We start from the raw sequence: 16714 nt of genomic DNA, 5'->3' as shown, positions 1-16714 counted from the left end.
GTTAAGCTAACCTGTACTAATTGCCCGAGAGGCTTAACCATACAACCCAAAGCGGCAAGGTCTGCATGGGTTGTGGACAAGCTAAGACATAAAGTAAGAGTAGTTAGGTTACTCGATAAGATTGAATATCAGACTTTCCCGAATTGTTAGTTTTTAAGTAAGGCTGACTTGACGCACAACAACGTGTACTGATAGTCCTCCTTGCGCAGAATATGAAAAGATATTCTGCACGATAAGTTTTTTGCTTGGCGGCCATAGCGACGTGGCACCACCTGATCCCATTCCGAACTCAGAAGTGAAACACGTTAGCGGCGATGGTAGTGTGGGGTCTCCCCATGTGAGAGTAGCACACCGCCAAGCTCCCATTCTACGAAGAAGCCCACTCATTGAGTGGGCTTTTTTCGTATAAGCGCAGTGTAGCTACGCACATTCACACAGAGGCTCTTGACCAGTCTGACGTTGAGTCGATGCATTCGGACACATCCATGTGGCGCAGTGCCAGTGCGTACGTCCTGTACGCCCGTTCGTTTACGCCCGTTCGTTCCTTTTGAGGTGACTTAACGTCACCTCAAATCTGCTTCGCAAACCGGAGCCTCACCCATCCCTGGTGCATCGTCCAGCTCGGCATTCATGCCTGGCGCTTTACCCATGGTGCAGCTGACAATGAGTGCGTTCCTTGTTAAAGAGTAAGTATCTATGCAGATAAACAAGGGCTAGTTAGCTTCTGACGATGAGGGGATATCCTGGCGCATATCATAGTAGCTCATACTATTTAGCGTATTATAAACGCCCTCAATATTTTGCTCGCGCCATTCTTTAAACATCTTCAAGTGACTGAACTTGGATAGTAGCAGCGATTTTTGAATTGATTGCAGGCTATGACCCTGACGCATGCGCGTTTCAACACCGTTATATAGCGCCCGCAAATAGCCTAAATAACTTTCTACATCTTCGCGGGTTCCAATATCAGCATGTCCCCCGATAAATACATCGAATGGTGGCTCATTTAACACAGCTTCTGTGGATGCAATCATCCCCTCAATGTCATAACCCTTCAGGTTTTTATAAGGCAATCGGTTAAGCGTTATCCAGTCCACTACAAACAAAACATTGGCTGGTTCAAAACGCATGCTTACTGAACCGTATCCATTGTTGCGCCCATAATATTGTAATTTTACCTGACTCTCATCCAGCTTAATTGTAAGTTCATCACTAAACGTGACGTCAGGAAGCGCTGTTGGCAATTGTGTATTGACAATATTCTTAGCTGCCTCACTTTGAGCTACTACTATCGTATCCGCTGCTTTCAGATTCTGCCCGCCCGCAGTATGATCGACGTGATTGTGGCTGTAGGCCATATAGGAAACTGGCACATCAAATTTTTCTTTTATATAGCGTCTGAGGTAGCTGGCAGACTGGGCATCAATAGGATCGGTAACGAAAGCACCTGAGCGGGTAATCATAAATGCTGAATGATATTTGCCGCTGGTAAATCGGAAGACATTATCTTTTATTTTCTCTACCTGATATTGACTGTCGGAAGCGGCGCAAATGCTACCGGAGAAGCTGAGTAGTAAAAGCAGAGCGCTAAGCCCGGGATAGTTAGACATAGATTTCTCCCTGGTATGAGGTATTTATAAAGCAAACAGGGAGCAGTTGATCAGTGAAGAAGTAAAGCGTTAATTGGCAGCGGTGTCCTGCTCGACTTTTGTGTTTAATCGCATTCTGAAAAACAACATCGTTTCTAAAGAGCAGAAAGAAACAAACGCAGCAAATATTATCTGGGGCTTTTCGATGAATTCGAAGACAAAGAATAAGATACTAGCCATAATTGAAAACAACGCGACGCTCGCGTGAATGCTTAATAACCATTTGTGTGTGTCTTTCATATGCCCTCCCTACTAATGCCAGTGAATGTCTGAAACCCGCCGCGTATGTGAACGAAAATTACTTCAGATAGCAGGGCAGATATTACCTCAACTTTTGCACTATGTAGCTATTTAAATACAGTAAAGGTAAAGAATCATAGTTACGGGCTACAAAGATAAAAGGTGCAACTTTTTTACTGTTTCTGTCTGATTGTCTTCATCAGAAAAGGTCCATTTGGTCGGCTGTAATCTGTTCGAAAGAAAGGTCTACATATGGCAGGATACTATCTGCTATAGGTTGAATCTGCTTTTCAATATAGTGCTCATAATCAAGCGGCGAGGTGACATGGTCAATGGGCTGCGGCCCCTCCAAAGTGATAACGTAATGTATGGCGGTAGCCCTGAAGGTATTCTCACTCTTTTCCGTCGGTTTTTTCTGAGATTGAAGCAACAGAGCCGCTTTGACATGCGGGGGACGGCTGCGCGTATATTCTGTAAGTGGTTTACGGAGTCTTTTTTTATACACCAGCTCGGCGTCCCGCTTACCAGTCCTGATTTCCGTGAGTGTCTGCTTGATAAAGGGGATAACGGGCTGTTCAGTAAATACGTTAAGATAGAGTGTTTCCTGAAATACTTTGGCCAACTGGGTCCAGTCTGAGCGCACACTCTCAAGCCCCTTAAAAATGAGCGATTGATTGTTGTCACCATCAGTTACTAATCCTGCATAACGCTTCTTGCTGCCAGTAGCAGCACCTCTGATGGTTGGCATAAAGAATTTGTCATAACAGGTCTCAAATTCCAGCTCCAGGGAACAATCAAGCTGATAGTTTATTTTAAGGTGCTTTTGCCATCGCTTATTTATTTCCTGCTCCAATTGCAGACCGATTTGTATTGCTTCCTGGCGAGATGGAATACCAGAAAGGGTGATGAATAAAGAATCCGTATCGCCGTAGATCACTTCATGGCCCGACGCTTCTACCCACTGAGCTGTTGTCTGCATAATCTCATGCCCGCGAATTGTGATAGAACTAGCAAGGCGGGGATCATAAAAAGGGCATCCGCCACTGCCCAGTACCCCGTAAAAAGAGTTCATCAGAATTTTTATAGCCTGCGAGCGTGGCGCGTCATTTTGCTTTTTGGCTTCATCGCGTTGTCGCCAGAGGTTGGCAATGATATCGGGCAGGTAGTGCTTGGTGCGGGAGAAGCAGGCACCTTTAAAGCCGGGTATAGCGTTGTCAGGTGTGAGTAGCCCTTCTGCTAAACCCATCGGATCTATTTTAAAGGTGCGAATTATCGACGGGTACAGGCTCTTAAAGTCCAACACAAGGACATGATCATAAAGGCCTGGTTTTGAATCCATGACATAACCGCCAGGCGAGGCCAAACCGCCATCATCAGGGCGATTTCCACTTATGTAACCACCGCGGTGCAGATGTGGCAGATAAACATTGATAAAGGCGGCGACCGAGCCGCCGAGTCGCGATAATTCCAAGCCTGTCAGTGTGCTTCGAAGCACCAGAAAGTCTATGAAATTTGTGCTGTGAGCAATCTGGTTAACAAGCTCACAGTCCTGAAAGTTGTAGTCGGCCAGGCCAGTCGGGTCGTCGTGATACAATGCTTTAATGGCGGCAAGTTGGTCGTGCTCTTTTACTAGCTTGCCGGTATTCAGGAGGCGGGCAGCGACGTTATCCAGTGAGAAACTATCAAACTGATATGTCATGGTCTTAAGCGCCTCAATGCCATCAATAACCGCACGACCCGGCAGCTCGACCCAGGTTTGGCCACTGCTCCAGTTTTTCACCTGCAACACTTGGTTATCTCTGCCAAGTGTTAGCGTGACATTGAGCTTTGCAGCACGTCTGGCAAGCACTGCAAAATCAAACTGCTTTACATTCCATCCTGTGATGACATCCGGGTCTGCGGACTGGACCAACTGACAAAGTCGGGTCAGCAGTGTCCGCTCATCAGGAACGGTTTCAAGCGTGTATCGTGTGTTATCTGTATTGACTGTTTGCTTGTGAATCAAAAGCACATGATTCAGGTCGGGGCCGGCTAGGCCGACCGAATACAGGCTTTCGTTTTCATCGCATTCAATATCTATAGAAAGGGTGGTTAAAGCCGGTCGGTAAACGGCACCTTTCACTTTCGCATCAATGAAGGTGCTGTTTGTGCTATTACTGCGTATCGCTTTATAGCTCACACTGCCATAAGCAAAGCGCTCCATTAAAAAGCGGTCCACTAATTTAATATCGGCTTCGTAAAGTGTGACCTGCGCCTCCTCACATAATCGGCGTAACTCATACAGATCACTTTCATGATTAACTTTGAGAAGACACAGTGGTCGCTGGGTGAGGGTTTTTAAGTGTGTGTCTTGAATTGAAACCGCTAACTGATGGCGCTTAAGAAGCTGTTCAATACGGTCGCGATCCTGATGGTCAGCGAAGCATACATTATACTGCGGTTCTGAGAGAAGACAGACTAGCCCCATTTCTGTTGCCAGCCAAAGCTCAACATATTGTTCACCCTGAGCCCGAATCAGTCGTCGGCTCAGAATGTGGCCTTTGCCATAAACTTCCGCTGTGTCAGCGTACTGCATCTTTGACGTGCAGTTGACCGTTATAAATACGGATACGATCTCTGCCTGCTTCCTTGGCTTCATAAAGTGCTTCGTCAGCCAATGCCATTAAGGCTGACGGTGTTTTCGCCTGCTCACCACTAATCAGCCCGATTGAAACTGACAATGTCAGTGCCTCGCGGTTGATCATCGCCGGAATATCTTTTACTGATTCGGAAAACCTGAGAAGAAGCTTGCGGGCATCCTCAACACTGGTGTGAGGAAAGACAAAGAGAAACTCTTCGCCGCCAACTCTTCCCAGTATGTCCGTACTGCGAAAGGTTTGCCGGGCCAGTGCAGCAAAGCTCTTCAAGACATCATCGCCGGCCTGGTGACCATGTTGATCGTTAATTTGTTTAAAGTAGTCCAGATCTAATACTGCCAGGCTGATATCTTCATCATGTCGATGCGCCAGGTTTAACTGTTGCTCTGTATCTTCAAGCGTTTTGCGGCGGGTCAGTAACCCGGTAAGACCGTCATGATTCGCAAGGCTTTCAAGGCGGATCTGATGTCGCTTGCTGATCCGGTGCTGCCAGAGCAGTAATAAACTGATCACTAACAGCAAAGAAACCACTATTGCGGTATACCGTTGTTGTTCCCGTTCTTGTTCTAGTTCAGCCTGCTGACGAAGGTTTTGCTCCTGAAGTAATGCATTCTGTGTGCGCTGCTTTTCAGTATCAAAGGCGGTTTTAAGCTTCATGAGTCGCTGGCTATTCTTTTCCCTCTGCAGACGTTGTTCGTCATCATGCATGGCCAGTAACAGGGTGTAGGCGTCTTCATAGTCGTTTCTTGCTGCAAAAGCTTCGGCTTTAAGATGATTTATCTGAATCTGGTGAGGTAAAAAGGCGTCTCCCTGAGCGATGCCTTCAGCTGCCTTTATCAGAGACAGCGCATTTTCATGGTTACTTTCTATCAGCGAAATTCTGGCTTGCAGCAACAGCACACCGATTTGCTGGTAAGGGTTTTGAGCATCTTCAAACAATTGCAGTGCATCATCCAGATAAGATTTCGCCTCCTCCAACTGCCCGGCTTTAATAAGCTGCTCTGAAATCTGTTGATAGCTGTATGCCGCCCCCTGAATATCCTGAATATCAAGAGCAAGACGCGCAGACTCAACCAGCAACTGCAGTCCCTTCTCAGTATGTTCAAGTTTGAGATGACTTCGACCCAGACCGAAAAGTGTATTTGCTAACTCAAGGCGTTGATCGGTCTGGCGATAGTAAGTCTGTGCTTCTTCAAAGTAAGGTATAGCAAGTGACGGTTCATCGCGGTATTCATAAACAAGTGCAATCATGCCGCTGAAATCGGCAGGGGATAATCGTAACGACGTCTCCTCAGCAAGCCGGTAGCCTTTTTGAAAACTTGATAACGCCTCATCGGTTTCACTCAGCGTCAGGCGCATATAGCCTGCCACACTGTAGGCATAGACCAACAATTCATTTGACTGATTGCGCTCTGCCCAGCGGATAGCTTTCGCTACCTCGTGTTCGCCTTCCCGGGCCCGTCCCAGACCTTTCAAAGCCTCGGCTCTGGCCAGCTCCAAATAAGAATGTAGCCATGGCTGTTCATCATAAGATAGCAACGATAAGCCCTGGTTACTGAAAGTCAGTGCTTTTTCATGCAGCATCAAAGAAGAATAGGCCCGGCTGATAATAAAATAGCGTCCTGCCTTCACCACAGGATCAGTGATTTTTGTAAGTTGGGGAAGCGAGTCGTCAATCACCTGTTGCGGATTATCTCTGACTAATGCCAGTGGCTTCAGGATAGACGGAGGCCAGTCAACGTAGCTACTGACTGCAGAGGTGGCCGTAGCCTGCGCGTACGATAGCGCTGAAAAAAAACACGCGAATGCTAAACACATAGCTCGGAGATAATGCATCCGGCCGCCAAAAAAAATCAAGGTACTCACTCGCTACTACATTTCACAGGCGCCTATAATAAGATGTAGACCGGTTGCAGACAATATTTGACGGGCGATTATGTGCCGCTTTGTATGAGGAATATTGTTTTTATTGCTGATCAGAAAGCCAGGCAGACTGGCTATTCGTACGGTTGACTTGCTGCATCGCGAGCGTATGGTTAAACAATAAATCATTGAATGGAATGATAATGAGTAAGCTCATACTTTGTCTTGATGGCGGGGGGATCCGTGGCGCAGCCACTACGCAGTTTCTGGCTCATGTAGAGAAAATTCTGTTAGATGAGCACGGTATATCGTTACGCGATTGTGTTGACTATTATGCCGGTACCAGTACCGGAGGAATTATTGCGCTGGCCCTTGCGACCACTGATATTTCAATGGCGCAAATTAACCGGCTCTATAATCACCGCAGCGGTAAAGCCATTTTCGCAGAAAACCGGGGCTTTTTTGAAATTGACGGAATAAATGCCCCACGGTATGAGGGAAAAGGAAAAACGCAGTTTTTAAAACGCTGGTTTAACGATGCAACATTATCCAATGCAGCAAAGCGTCAGCGTCACGTACTAACCGTCACGTTTGCGGTAGAACGTCATCAGCCGTTGGTCATAAAAAGCCATCACCCGGAACATGTTCATTTGAATAGTTTCGACGTAGCCGATGCAACTTCGGCGGCGCCGACCTACTTTCCCAGTCGACCCATACCGTTAGGCGCGCCACCGGAACAGCGTTGGCTTATCGATGGTGGCGTGGTTGCAAACAATCCGACACTGTGTGCGGTTGCCGAAGTGCAGCAGCTTTGGCCGGGTATCAGAACAGAAGAGATAACGGTTCTGTCTGTAGGCACGGGAAAGCGAACTCGAAAAATTAACGGCCCCTCAACGCGGGGGTGGGGGGCATACCAGTGGATTCGACAGGGGCAGATTATTGATGTGCTATCTGACGAGCAACTCGTTGCCTATCAGGCAAAAGCGATTCTGGCTGACGGAAACTATATTCGGGTTAATGCTAGTATGCGTGAGCAGCCCGGGTTGCCTATGCCGCCCGATGATGCAATGGATGATTACAGTAAGGACAATATTGCCAGGTTAAAAAAAATGGGGGACTTCTGGTTTCAACAGTATGGCAAAGCTGTGGTCGATATGCTGTTAGGCCAATATAAAGGCCCGTCGCTTGATGCCATCAATTCGCAGACTGGTCGGCCAGGCTAAGTTTCTGCAAACGTTGTAGGCACCAATCTGAGCTGCACTCTCACTATCGGGAAAGCACAAATTAGTTGTCGCAACTTATCTCTTCGCGCACAAAAAAGGGCCACTCCCTGGCCCTGGCGGTCTGGTTATTGGTCAATCAGGTCATTGAAGGCGTCCGGGTCTTCAACATCCTGCTGAAGCTCCCGTCCGTTCACAGGCAACGGTTCATCCGTTGGTGCCTGATTAAATGCCGAACGAACATATTCTGATGTTGACACCTGTTGTGTTTCAATGGTGATGGTGATCGTGGCTGACACCGGATCGTTAACGCCATCACTCACGGTATACACAAAGCTGTCTTCTCCGGTAACTTCCTGTGAAGGTGTATAGGTAAAGCTACCATCCTCAGAAAGTTCCAGCATACCCTGCTGTGGCTCTTCGCCAACCGCGTAGATCAGCATATCGCCATCAGCATCAGTGGCTGTCAGTTCTTCAGAAAATGCGGTGTCCACCTGTGTGGTAAAGCTTTCAGAAATAGCTTCAGGGGCAACATTTTCCTGTTCCGGCATATCCTCCACATCGTTATCGTCATCATCATCAAAACAACCTGATAGCGATAGTGTCAGTGGCAATGCCAGTAATAGTGATAATCGTTTATGCATAATATCTCCTTATTCCGCTGAACCGGAGATTGGCGTAGTCAGATAAGGGAAGCTCGAACCAAACATAGATGCATCAACTGGCGCACCATCAGTAAATGGTACATTACCGACAGCTGCATCTTCCGGTGCGCACAAACCTAAGTCGGTATCTTCACCATTTACAGGAATCGGATAACACAAACGACCCATGACCACACGCAAGGCGATATCCACCACATCATCGCCTGGACGGCGACCGTTGGGGAAGCCAGCAAGATCATTGCCGGCTACACCAAATGCAGATTGTTCACCCGCTGGTGTGGCAGGAATGCCGGTATTTAGACGAAGCATCTCAGATGGAGTAACCGTGGACTGTTGATTCACGCCCTCAAACCCTGTTAAAAACGCTGTTACCAGGTCATTGCGTGGGAAGTTTGTCGGTGCCAGCGTGGTCAGCTCTGTACCCAGCGTTTGATTTACCGGTTCAAGGAACAGGATGCTCAACAGTTCCGGTAATACTGGATTGGTCACATAATCAGCAAACTGACCATCGTCAGCCGGTTCTGAAGAAGAAAATTTATCCTTATCACCGATGCCAATAACCAACTCATTTACTAAAGGACTACCCAGACGCGAAACCTGTGTCATGGCACCGCCGGAAACAGCAGGCTTTTCGTAGGTTGCATTAGGATTCAGGATACGAGCCTGAGGCAGACTGGCCGTAGTCCAGCCTCCAATTACACCGTTACCATCACCGGTAACGCAAGACGCTGGTACCTCTACCGCGATAGAGGTGACATTCTTATCTTTCAGATCATCGTTCGCGCTGTCCTGCGTAATACCACCCGGGAAGCCTCCGGCATCACCAGCGCCTGGTGCGCTATCACCTTCTACAGGTACATAATTAACCAGATCGAATGTGTCTCCCAGATTTACTACGAACGGGTCTTTTCGCTGACCGACAAAAACACGCCCCTGCGTATCACAGCCTTCGATAGAGAACATGTAAACAAATTGACTGGCGTAGTTGGCGTAGGCATCTGCGTCACCAAATGTTTTATCGCCGATATAATCCAACGGCTTTTTAAACATATCAGAATCAGCCGGCATCAGTGATGTTCTGCTGCCCGAGCGCATGTCACCTGAGACCATCTCTATTTCGTAGGTTTCCATAAAATTAGCATTGGATGCGTCGCCGGCGGATACAGGCCCCACGTTTTTAAGTGGCACCTTAATCATCTTTTCTTCGCCCTCAGGTCCGACCGGTAGTGCTACTCCTTCACCTTCAGCCCCCAGCGTTTTATCGAAGGTGAATGCAAAGCTGATATCTTCTACCGCGTCACCGTTATTATCGATATGGATGACGTATTCCGCTGCCGGATCCATGGGAAAGTAATTCGGACCACCGTATGCATCCTGTAACGGGACATAATTGGCAATCATGGTGACAAAGCCTTCTTTGCCTGACTCATAACTGTTAAACATGTAGAAGTCTGTGGCATCAACAGCTGGCATTTGGGTTAAGTGAGGTGCCTCACGGTGGCTGGAGGCCTGAGCAGATGAAATAACCAGAGCACTGCTAACTGCGGCAGCAAGGTATGTAAATCTAAGCATGCGTTTTCCTTTATTTGCTTATGAATTAACCTACCGTACGGGGGCTGATCCGCTTTAGATGCAACAAAAGTAAATATAATGATTAACAATTATTAATAAAATGTAGCGTGACGAGGGTTGTTAATCCCACAGCCCTGATAGGGCATGATGTGACAATGAAATCACTCAGGCTTCGTTATTAAATATTTACAGTGAGCTCGCTGAACAATGATTGGCAGCATGAAAGTGAGACCGCTCCTAAAAAAGATGAAGTGAGCGGTCGTTTTTATCAGGTGGATTCAAGTGTTGCTGTAAACAGAACCTGAGTAGGCTGACCGGAGGGCGAGCCACCTTTTTGTTCCAGACTAACAGCCAGCGCTTTAACATTGTTTTGTGTGATTAGCGGATGAACCGGCCGTTGCCAAACGCCTGACTGAGGAATGACCCCCAATGAAACCGGTGCGCTGTTATCATCAGGAACAATCCATAATTCATAATCTTTGGAACGCTGCTCTTCAACCCGCCTTGTGGCTTTTACTACCAACTGTTCGTCACTTATCTCAACAAGCCACAATGGCGCCTGCGATTCATTATTAAACACCGCAACGGCAGAAGGCGTAATGTCTTCCGGGGTTGGCAATCGCGTCCACAATAATAGCGCTGCCAGAATAAAGGTAGCAGCCAGCCCGCCCCACATTGCCCATCCGGGTTTAGCCGAAGATCGTTTCTCGATATCGGTTTTTGTCTGGGTGTCCTGTAGTTCGAACGTGCGTGCTGCAATACGCTTCCACACCTCATCAGAAGGTGATTGCGCAGGCAGTGGTGAGGTCAGCACATTAAGTTGCCTCTCCCAGTACCAGGTGGTCCTGGCTACCGCTTCGTGCTCCATCAATAGCTTTTTATATCGATCCCGCGCTTTACCGCGCAGCGTGCCTAATACATACTCTGCTGCCAAAGCGTGGCGCCGTTCCCGGTTCAGATAGTTCATAACGAAAGACACCGCATTAGGTTGTTAAGGCCCCGGCGGATCCAGCTTTTCACTGTGCCCAGCGGGCTGCCAAGATGATGCTTTACCTGTTCATGAGAAAGACCATGAAAATAAGCCAGTGAAATAGCCTGGCGCTGATCGTTATCTAATTCTTCGATACAGTGATAAAGCTTCGTCTTCTCATCGTTAATCTGCGTGTTATCACCGATGCTGATATCGTCTTCCAGCGACTGTTCCGGTCGCACCTTCTTGTAGCGAATAATATCCAGTGCCCGGTAGCGCGCGATACTTATCATCCACGTCAGTACCGTGCCCCGGCCCCGGTGATAACTGTCTGCATGGCGCCATATTTGAACAAAGGCATCCTGCAGCGCTTCTTCAGCTAGTTCTCGCTGACGTAACATTTTCAAAAGCACTGCATAGAGATGACCATGCGTTTTTTCGTAAAGACTGGCGAATGCCTGTTGTTCGCCGCGGCCGATACGATATAAAAGGGGTAATAGCTCTTCTTGTTCCATCAATATTCTTAGCCTGTGGCTTGCCTTCATTAAAAGCGAAGCAGTGCAACATCGACAACTATCTGATCGTTGATATTGGTTATATTCAGTATGTTAAATACCTTTCTAGCATGGGGACGGTTCAGAGACCAGATAAACCGTTTTTGTCAGACTCTTGAGTTGTCTGCCTGAAAATACCACTTGAACTACGAAAGGGCGTTAATGGGCGAAGCTTACAAAAAGCCCAAATCCGCGAGCATCCCTTCAATCTTTTGTTTGTCTAGCGGTAATTGAATGAAAGTCACCGCAGCCACATTAACGTGGTCGAAGGCTTGCGCAGGCTGAAAACCTGAATAGCTCACCACGATCTTCGGATGGCATAACGCGTGAGCAACGGCGTTAAGTACAATAGCATTATCGACCTGCGATGTTGTGAGGTTCAAAAGTAATAATTCAAACTCCGCAATATTAAGTAAGGTGACGGTTTCCTGACTATTGGCGGCTTCGGTGACATCAAAGTGAAGCGTCCGGGGAAGGTGACTGATGATACTTTTTCTGGATGAATATGAGTCATCAGCCACTAATATGCGAACAGTCATGGTACCTCCACAACAAACTGCTACTACCTCTTAGTATTCGTCAAAATCTGTTAACCGCAAGTTTTCCGGGGATGTAAGCGATAAGGTAGGTACTATTGAAATGGATTGGCGCAGGAGTTTAAAGTCGCGAGCCGGCTTTTACCGCTTCAAGCTGGTCAAGTAATGCAAGAGGAATGTCTGAAATATCCAAAACGACACTTGCTGCATTAAGCGCAATGGCTGCTTTCGGCATGCCAAAAACCACGCATGACGCTTCATTTTGACAAATGGTATAGGCGCCCAGTTTATGTAGCGTTAACAACCCATTGGCTCCGTCTTTACCCATGCCCGTTAACAAAACACCCAGTGCATTGTGTCCGGCGTTTTTACTGACGGACTCAAACATGACATCTACGGATGGCTTATGCCCGCTGACCCGTGGGGAATCCTGTAATACGGTTCTGTAATCTGCGCCATCCCGTCTTATCGTTAAGTGCTGAGAGCCGGGAGCAAGATAAGCCGTGCCGGGCAGTAACCGCTCATTTCCCCGGGCCTCCCGCACGCTGATTTTGCTGCATGCATCCAGACGTTTAGCAAAGCTGGTGGTAAATCCCGGGGGCATGTGCTGAGTAATGATGGTGGCAGGCGCATTGGCAGGCAGCGATTCAATAATACACTTAATTGCCTCTGTGCCACCGGTGGATGCGCCAATGGCAACGAGTTTCTCAGTACCGGTATACGTTATCCGTGGAAGCTGCTGCACCCTGGGGCGCACGCGAGTCAGGCGAGAGCTGGCTGCAGCGCGTATTTTAGACACGATGATCGCTTGATACTCGTCGATACCTTTAGCAATATCCAGTCGTGGTTTGGGGACAAAATCCACCGCGCCCAGTTCCAGTGCACGAAGTGTTGCATCAGCCCCTCTTTCTGTCAGTGTTGATATCATGACAACCGGCGTCGGCTTTGCCTGCATCAATACTTCTAAAAAGCGCAAACCGTCGACTTTGGGCATCTCTATATCAAGCGTGATGACATCAGGCGACAGTTCAATCACCATCTTTCTGGCGACATAGGCATCCGGTGCAGTACCAGCAAGTGTCAACCCGGGGGTTTTATTTATAATATCGCTAAGTAAGCGACGAATAAGTGCAGAGTCGTCTACTACCAGAACATTGATCGTCATGACGACTCTATATTGAATAAATCAAACGCCGTGCGTGTCTTTTGTTCTTTGAGTTTACGCTGATAAATCGATTCGCGGTCGAGGATTGTGGTGTTGTGCAGACGCTTTATTTTCTTAACCCGAACTTCGCCCGACTCAGGGATAAAATAAACCTTTCGCGGATACTCTCCCAGTAAATCACTGGCTTGTATGGGGATATGCTCTGTTCTTAAGTAATCGATAACAAACTCGGCATTTTTTTCGCCGACGTTGGAGTGGGTAAGTTTGCCCATCACGCTACCCCCGCCGAAAACCTTTGCCTGAATATTACGTCGTTCAGCGCCCAGTCTGACCATATCGTTAATCAACAGCTCCATGGCATGCATCCCATAGCGGGCGGGGGCACCATATTTGTAATTATCATCTTGATAATCGGTAGGTAACAGGAAGTGATTCATTCCGTGTACTTTGTTTTTGCAGTCTCTGAGACAGGCAGCGACGCAGGAGCCCAGCACCGTGACAATCATCGTGGCACTGTTAGAGGCAAAATATTCTCCGGGTAATATTTTAACCGCCTGACGACTAAAGCGGTTGTCGTAGTAAATATTAAGCCCTGACAATCGTTCCTGCGCTGCTTCAGCCATAAGATTTGCCTTTTGCGGGCTGATAGGTGGTATTGCCAACAGGCCTGACCAAATGTGGCGCCATCGAAAAATTCTCTGAGTGGCCGGCAAAGTACAAACCCTGGGCAGGCATGAATGACACCATTTTTTCCAGAAGCCGTAGCTGTGTTTGCTTATCAAAATAAATCATGACGTTACGACAAAATATTACATCGATCTGCCGGGGGAGAGGCCATCTGGGCTCGGTCAGGTTAATGTGTCGGAATTCGACCATTTTTCTAAGCTCCGGCACAATCCGTACACTTCCTGCCTGATGCTTTTTGCCGCGGTGCAAAAAGTGTTTACACCGCTCTGGCGATAATTGACGCGTAATTTGCTCCGGATAGATGCCTGCGCGGGCTTTTTCCAGCATGTTACTGTCAATATCAGAGGCAATGATTTTTACCGGCACATCAAAATGACCAAAGTGTTCAGCAACGGTCATGGCAATTGAGTAAGGTTCCTCACCAGAGCTGCTTGCAGCGCACCAGATAGTTTTTACCTGAGGTGACACCGCCAGATGATTAGCCAGCATTGAAAAATGATGTGGCTCGCGGAAAAATGATGTCAGATTTGTCGTCAGGGCATTGATAAAGTGCTGTTGCTCTGCTGGCGTACGTTTTAGGTAACTAAGATAGTCCGAAAAGCTTTTGTGCCTGAGTGCTCTGATCCGCCGGACCAGCCGACTGTAAACCATGGCATCTTTCGTCTCTGCCAAACGGATACCGCTGATGCGGTATAGCGTTTGTCTGACGAGGTTAAAGTCTTCCGGACTGTAAGAAAACTCAGAGCCCCTGATGCGCGTGGGCGCACCAGGCTGCTCAATGACGTCAGAAACTTTCCCATTCATCGTCTTCTGGCGCCGATGTTTTTAGCTGGGTAAGTTTACTCTTAAGACGTGGCTGACCGGCTCGTGAGGCTGGCGGCAGGGCTTTAGGCTTTGTCGACTGCGGCTCGGTTGATGCATCTTCTTCCGATAGCTTAAAGGTGTCGACCCGCTCAGCCAGTTGCTCAGCCTGCTGCTGCATACTCTCTGCTGCCGCGGCCGCTTCTTCAACCAGGGCCGCATTTTGCTGCGTCATTTCATCCATTTGAGACACGGCTTTACTGATTTCATCGATGCCAGTGGCCTGCTCCGCCGATGAAGCCGCAATCTCTGACATAATATCGTTGACCCGTTTAATGGAGGTCACAACATTACCCATGGTTTCACCTGATTGATTCACCAGGGTGTTACCTGATTCGATTTTTGCCACCGAGTCAGAGATCAGTTCTTTAATGTCTTTGGCCGCTTCAGCTGAGCGTTGTGCCAGCGTCCGTACTTCGGAGGCAACCACCGCAAAGCCACGACCTTGTTCGCCAGCGCGGGCTGCTTCAACCGCAGCATTAAGGGCCAGTATGTTAGTTTGAAAGGCGATGCCGTCAATAACACCGATAATATCTGAAATCCGTTGCGCAGAGTCATTGATGCTGGACATGGTGGTCACCACTTCCTGAATCACTTTTCCTCCCTTAACCGCAATCTCGGCTGCGTCCGAGGCCAGTGAATTGGCCTGTTCGGCATTTTCTGCATTCAGACGCACGGTTCCGGTTAGTTGCTCCATACTGGAGGCAGTTTCTTCCAGACTTGAAGCCTGCTGCTCGGTGCGGGTGGACAGATCGGCATTCCCTGTGGCGATTTCACTGGAGGCCGACGTGATCGTCTCTACCGCTGTGTTGATACGTGAAACCGTACTTCTCAAATCGCGAATGAAGTGATTGATCGCCGAGCCGAGAACTTTGAATTCACCTTCCAGTTCATGGTCAATCTCACAGGTAAGATCCCCCTGGGCCAGCTGACTCATTACCGCTTTAATATCATAGATGGCGGTGGTACGCGCCGTTACGTCAGTGGCATACTTAACAACACGGAACGGGTTGCCGTTCTGATCAAAAATCGGGTTATAAGATGCCTGAATCCAGATCTGCGCATCATTTTTACCTATTCTGCGGAACTCACCAGACTGGTGTTGCCCTTTGTTCAGCCCTTCCCAGAAAGTACGGTAATCGATGCTGTTGCGCATTTCACTGTCCACAAACATACTGTGATGTTTGCCTTTTATTTCCTTAAGCGTATAACCGGTCAGACTCAGGAAGTTTTCATTGGCATCCAGCACCATGCCATCCATATCAAATTCAATGACTGCCTGCGATTTACTGATGGCCTCAATCTGACCGCCAAAATAAGCGTTTTTCAGCTTTTCCTGCGTGATATCAATGGCAAATTCAACCACTTTTACCACTTTACCTTGCGTATCCAGAATGGGGTTATAGGATGACTGCAGCCAGATTTCCTGGCCGGTTTGTGTAACACGCTTGTACTCGCCGTATTTACGCTCACCTTCTTTTAATGCTTTCCAGAATGCCTGGTAGACTTCTGGTGCCCGTTCTTTTTCATCAAGCAGGATACTGTGAGGCTTACCTACCAGCGCATCTTTGGTGTAACCGCTTAAAATAGAGAAGTTGTCGTTACAGTCTACGAATTCGCCGTCCACTGTATATTCGGCCAGTGCCTGCGCGTTACTTAATGCGTTGAGCATACCGCTTTTTACCAGCAACTCTGTTTGGTCAACCCACTCGACCATGGTGCCAATATTGTCATTGTTGTGGTCAAACATGGGATTCAGTGTCAGCTTAAAGTTAAGCGTACCGACTGTGATGGAAGATACCATCGGCTCTTTCAGCGTCGCCAGAATATCGCGCTGGTGCGCCGGATGGCGATGGAACTGATCGATGTTCTGGCCCACTAAATTATCAGCCGAAAAATTTGGCAATACTTTCTGGAGCTCTTCTTCACTTTCTTTCAGCAATCGCTGCACAGCTGTATTGGCGTAAATGATGTTACGATCTTTATCCGCCATCATGATACAGGTGGTGGTGGCTTCTAACGATTGCTCAATACGTAACATCTGAAGTTGTTGCGCTTTGATTGCCTCGTTATTGAATATTTTGAACATTCCCATG

14 protein-coding genes and 1 rRNA gene are annotated in these 16714 nt (G+C 47.9%); 2 read left to right on the top strand and 13 right to left on the bottom strand.

All coding sequences use genetic code 11. The features are described from left to right. Positions 1 to 244: 244 nt before the first annotated feature. Positions 245 to 360, top strand: a 5S ribosomal RNA gene (gene rrf / locus HHX48_RS11190). Positions 361 to 713: 353 nt separating this feature from the next. On the opposite strand, the gene HHX48_RS11185 is transcribed toward rrf, so the two are convergent. The 4 genes from HHX48_RS11185 to HHX48_RS11170 all read right to left on the bottom strand — a co-directional run bounded on the left by HHX48_RS11185 (position 714) and on the right by HHX48_RS11170 (position 6343). After that, positions 714 to 1610 (bottom strand): MBL fold metallo-hydrolase, encoded by an 897-nt coding sequence (locus tag HHX48_RS11185; protein ID WP_191025126.1) that lies wholly within the window; start codon positions 1608 to 1610, stop codon positions 714 to 716. A 69-nt stretch (positions 1611 to 1679) separates the two neighbouring features. Then, on the bottom strand, positions 1680 to 1889 hold the full coding sequence (locus tag HHX48_RS11180; protein ID WP_191025124.1) for a hypothetical protein: 210 nt from the start codon (positions 1887 to 1889) through the stop codon (positions 1680 to 1682). A 199-nt stretch (positions 1890 to 2088) separates the two neighbouring features. Continuing rightward, the gene (locus HHX48_RS11175; RefSeq protein WP_191025140.1) at positions 2089 to 4464 is read right to left on the bottom strand and encodes a DNA polymerase II; all 2376 of its coding nucleotides are present in this window, start codon (positions 4462 to 4464) and stop codon (positions 2089 to 2091) included. Continuing rightward, positions 4451 to 6343, bottom strand: coding sequence for a sensor domain-containing diguanylate cyclase (locus HHX48_RS11170; protein ID WP_191025122.1), 1893 nt, complete (start codon positions 6341 to 6343; stop codon positions 4451 to 4453). Before HHX48_RS11170 ends, HHX48_RS11175 begins: the two co-directional genes overlap by 14 nt. Positions 6344 to 6591: 248 nt before the next feature. On the opposite strand from HHX48_RS11170, the gene HHX48_RS11165 reads away from it, so the two are divergent. Beyond that, positions 6592 to 7611 (top strand): patatin-like phospholipase family protein, encoded by a 1020-nt coding sequence (locus tag HHX48_RS11165; RefSeq protein ID WP_191025121.1) that lies wholly within the window; start codon positions 6592 to 6594, stop codon positions 7609 to 7611. A gap of 125 nt (positions 7612 to 7736) precedes the next feature. Here the strand turns inward: HHX48_RS11165 and HHX48_RS11160 are convergent, their stop codons facing one another. The 9 genes from HHX48_RS11160 to HHX48_RS11120 all read right to left on the bottom strand — a co-directional run bounded on the left by HHX48_RS11160 (position 7737) and on the right by HHX48_RS11120 (position 16713). Next, positions 7737 to 8252, bottom strand: a complete 516-nt coding sequence (locus tag HHX48_RS11160) for an Ig-like domain-containing protein (protein ID WP_191025119.1) — start codon at positions 8250 to 8252, stop codon at positions 7737 to 7739. Between the two features lie 9 nt (positions 8253 to 8261). Continuing rightward, positions 8262 to 9845 (bottom strand): DUF4331 domain-containing protein, encoded by a 1584-nt coding sequence (locus HHX48_RS11155; RefSeq protein ID WP_191025117.1) that lies wholly within the window; start codon positions 9843 to 9845, stop codon positions 8262 to 8264. 268 nt (positions 9846 to 10113) lie between these two features. Next, positions 10114 to 10812, bottom strand: coding sequence for an anti-sigma factor (locus HHX48_RS11150; RefSeq protein WP_191025115.1), 699 nt, complete (start codon positions 10810 to 10812; stop codon positions 10114 to 10116). Continuing rightward, on the bottom strand, positions 10809 to 11330 hold the full coding sequence (locus HHX48_RS11145; protein ID WP_191025113.1) for an RNA polymerase sigma factor: 522 nt from the start codon (positions 11328 to 11330) through the stop codon (positions 10809 to 10811). The genes HHX48_RS11150 and HHX48_RS11145 overlap by 4 nt, the downstream gene beginning before the upstream one ends. 212 nt (positions 11331 to 11542) lie before the next feature. Beyond that, the gene (locus HHX48_RS11140) at positions 11543 to 11908 is read right to left on the bottom strand and encodes a response regulator (RefSeq protein ID WP_191025111.1); all 366 of its coding nucleotides are present in this window, start codon (positions 11906 to 11908) and stop codon (positions 11543 to 11545) included. Positions 11909 to 12026: 118 nt separating this feature from the next. Beyond that, complete coding sequence (locus tag HHX48_RS11135; protein ID WP_191025109.1) at positions 12027 to 13070, bottom strand: protein-glutamate methylesterase/protein-glutamine glutaminase; 1044 nt, start codon at positions 13068 to 13070, stop codon at positions 12027 to 12029. After that, positions 13067 to 13693, bottom strand: a complete 627-nt coding sequence (cheD, locus tag HHX48_RS11130; protein WP_191025107.1) for a chemoreceptor glutamine deamidase CheD — start codon at positions 13691 to 13693, stop codon at positions 13067 to 13069. The genes HHX48_RS11135 and cheD overlap by 4 nt, the downstream gene beginning before the upstream one ends. Next, the gene (locus tag HHX48_RS11125; protein ID WP_191025105.1) at positions 13686 to 14561 is read right to left on the bottom strand and encodes a CheR family methyltransferase; all 876 of its coding nucleotides are present in this window, start codon (positions 14559 to 14561) and stop codon (positions 13686 to 13688) included. The genes cheD and HHX48_RS11125 overlap by 8 nt, the downstream gene beginning before the upstream one ends. Continuing rightward, positions 14542 to 16713 carry a methyl-accepting chemotaxis protein gene (locus HHX48_RS11120; protein WP_191025103.1) on the bottom strand — a complete coding sequence of 724 codons (2172 nt, stop codon included), beginning with the start codon at positions 16711 to 16713 and terminating at the stop codon, positions 14542 to 14544. The genes HHX48_RS11125 and HHX48_RS11120 overlap by 20 nt, the downstream gene beginning before the upstream one ends. Position 16714: the final 1 nt, after the last annotated feature.

Origin of the sequence: Salinimonas profundi, from assembly GCF_014750655.1 — a bacterium.
In the GTDB taxonomy this organism is placed as follows: Bacteria; Pseudomonadota; Gammaproteobacteria; order Enterobacterales; family Alteromonadaceae; genus Alteromonas; species Alteromonas profundi_A.
The sequence above is the reverse complement of the archived record's forward strand: the minus strand, read 5'-3'. Positions and strand labels throughout refer to the sequence as shown.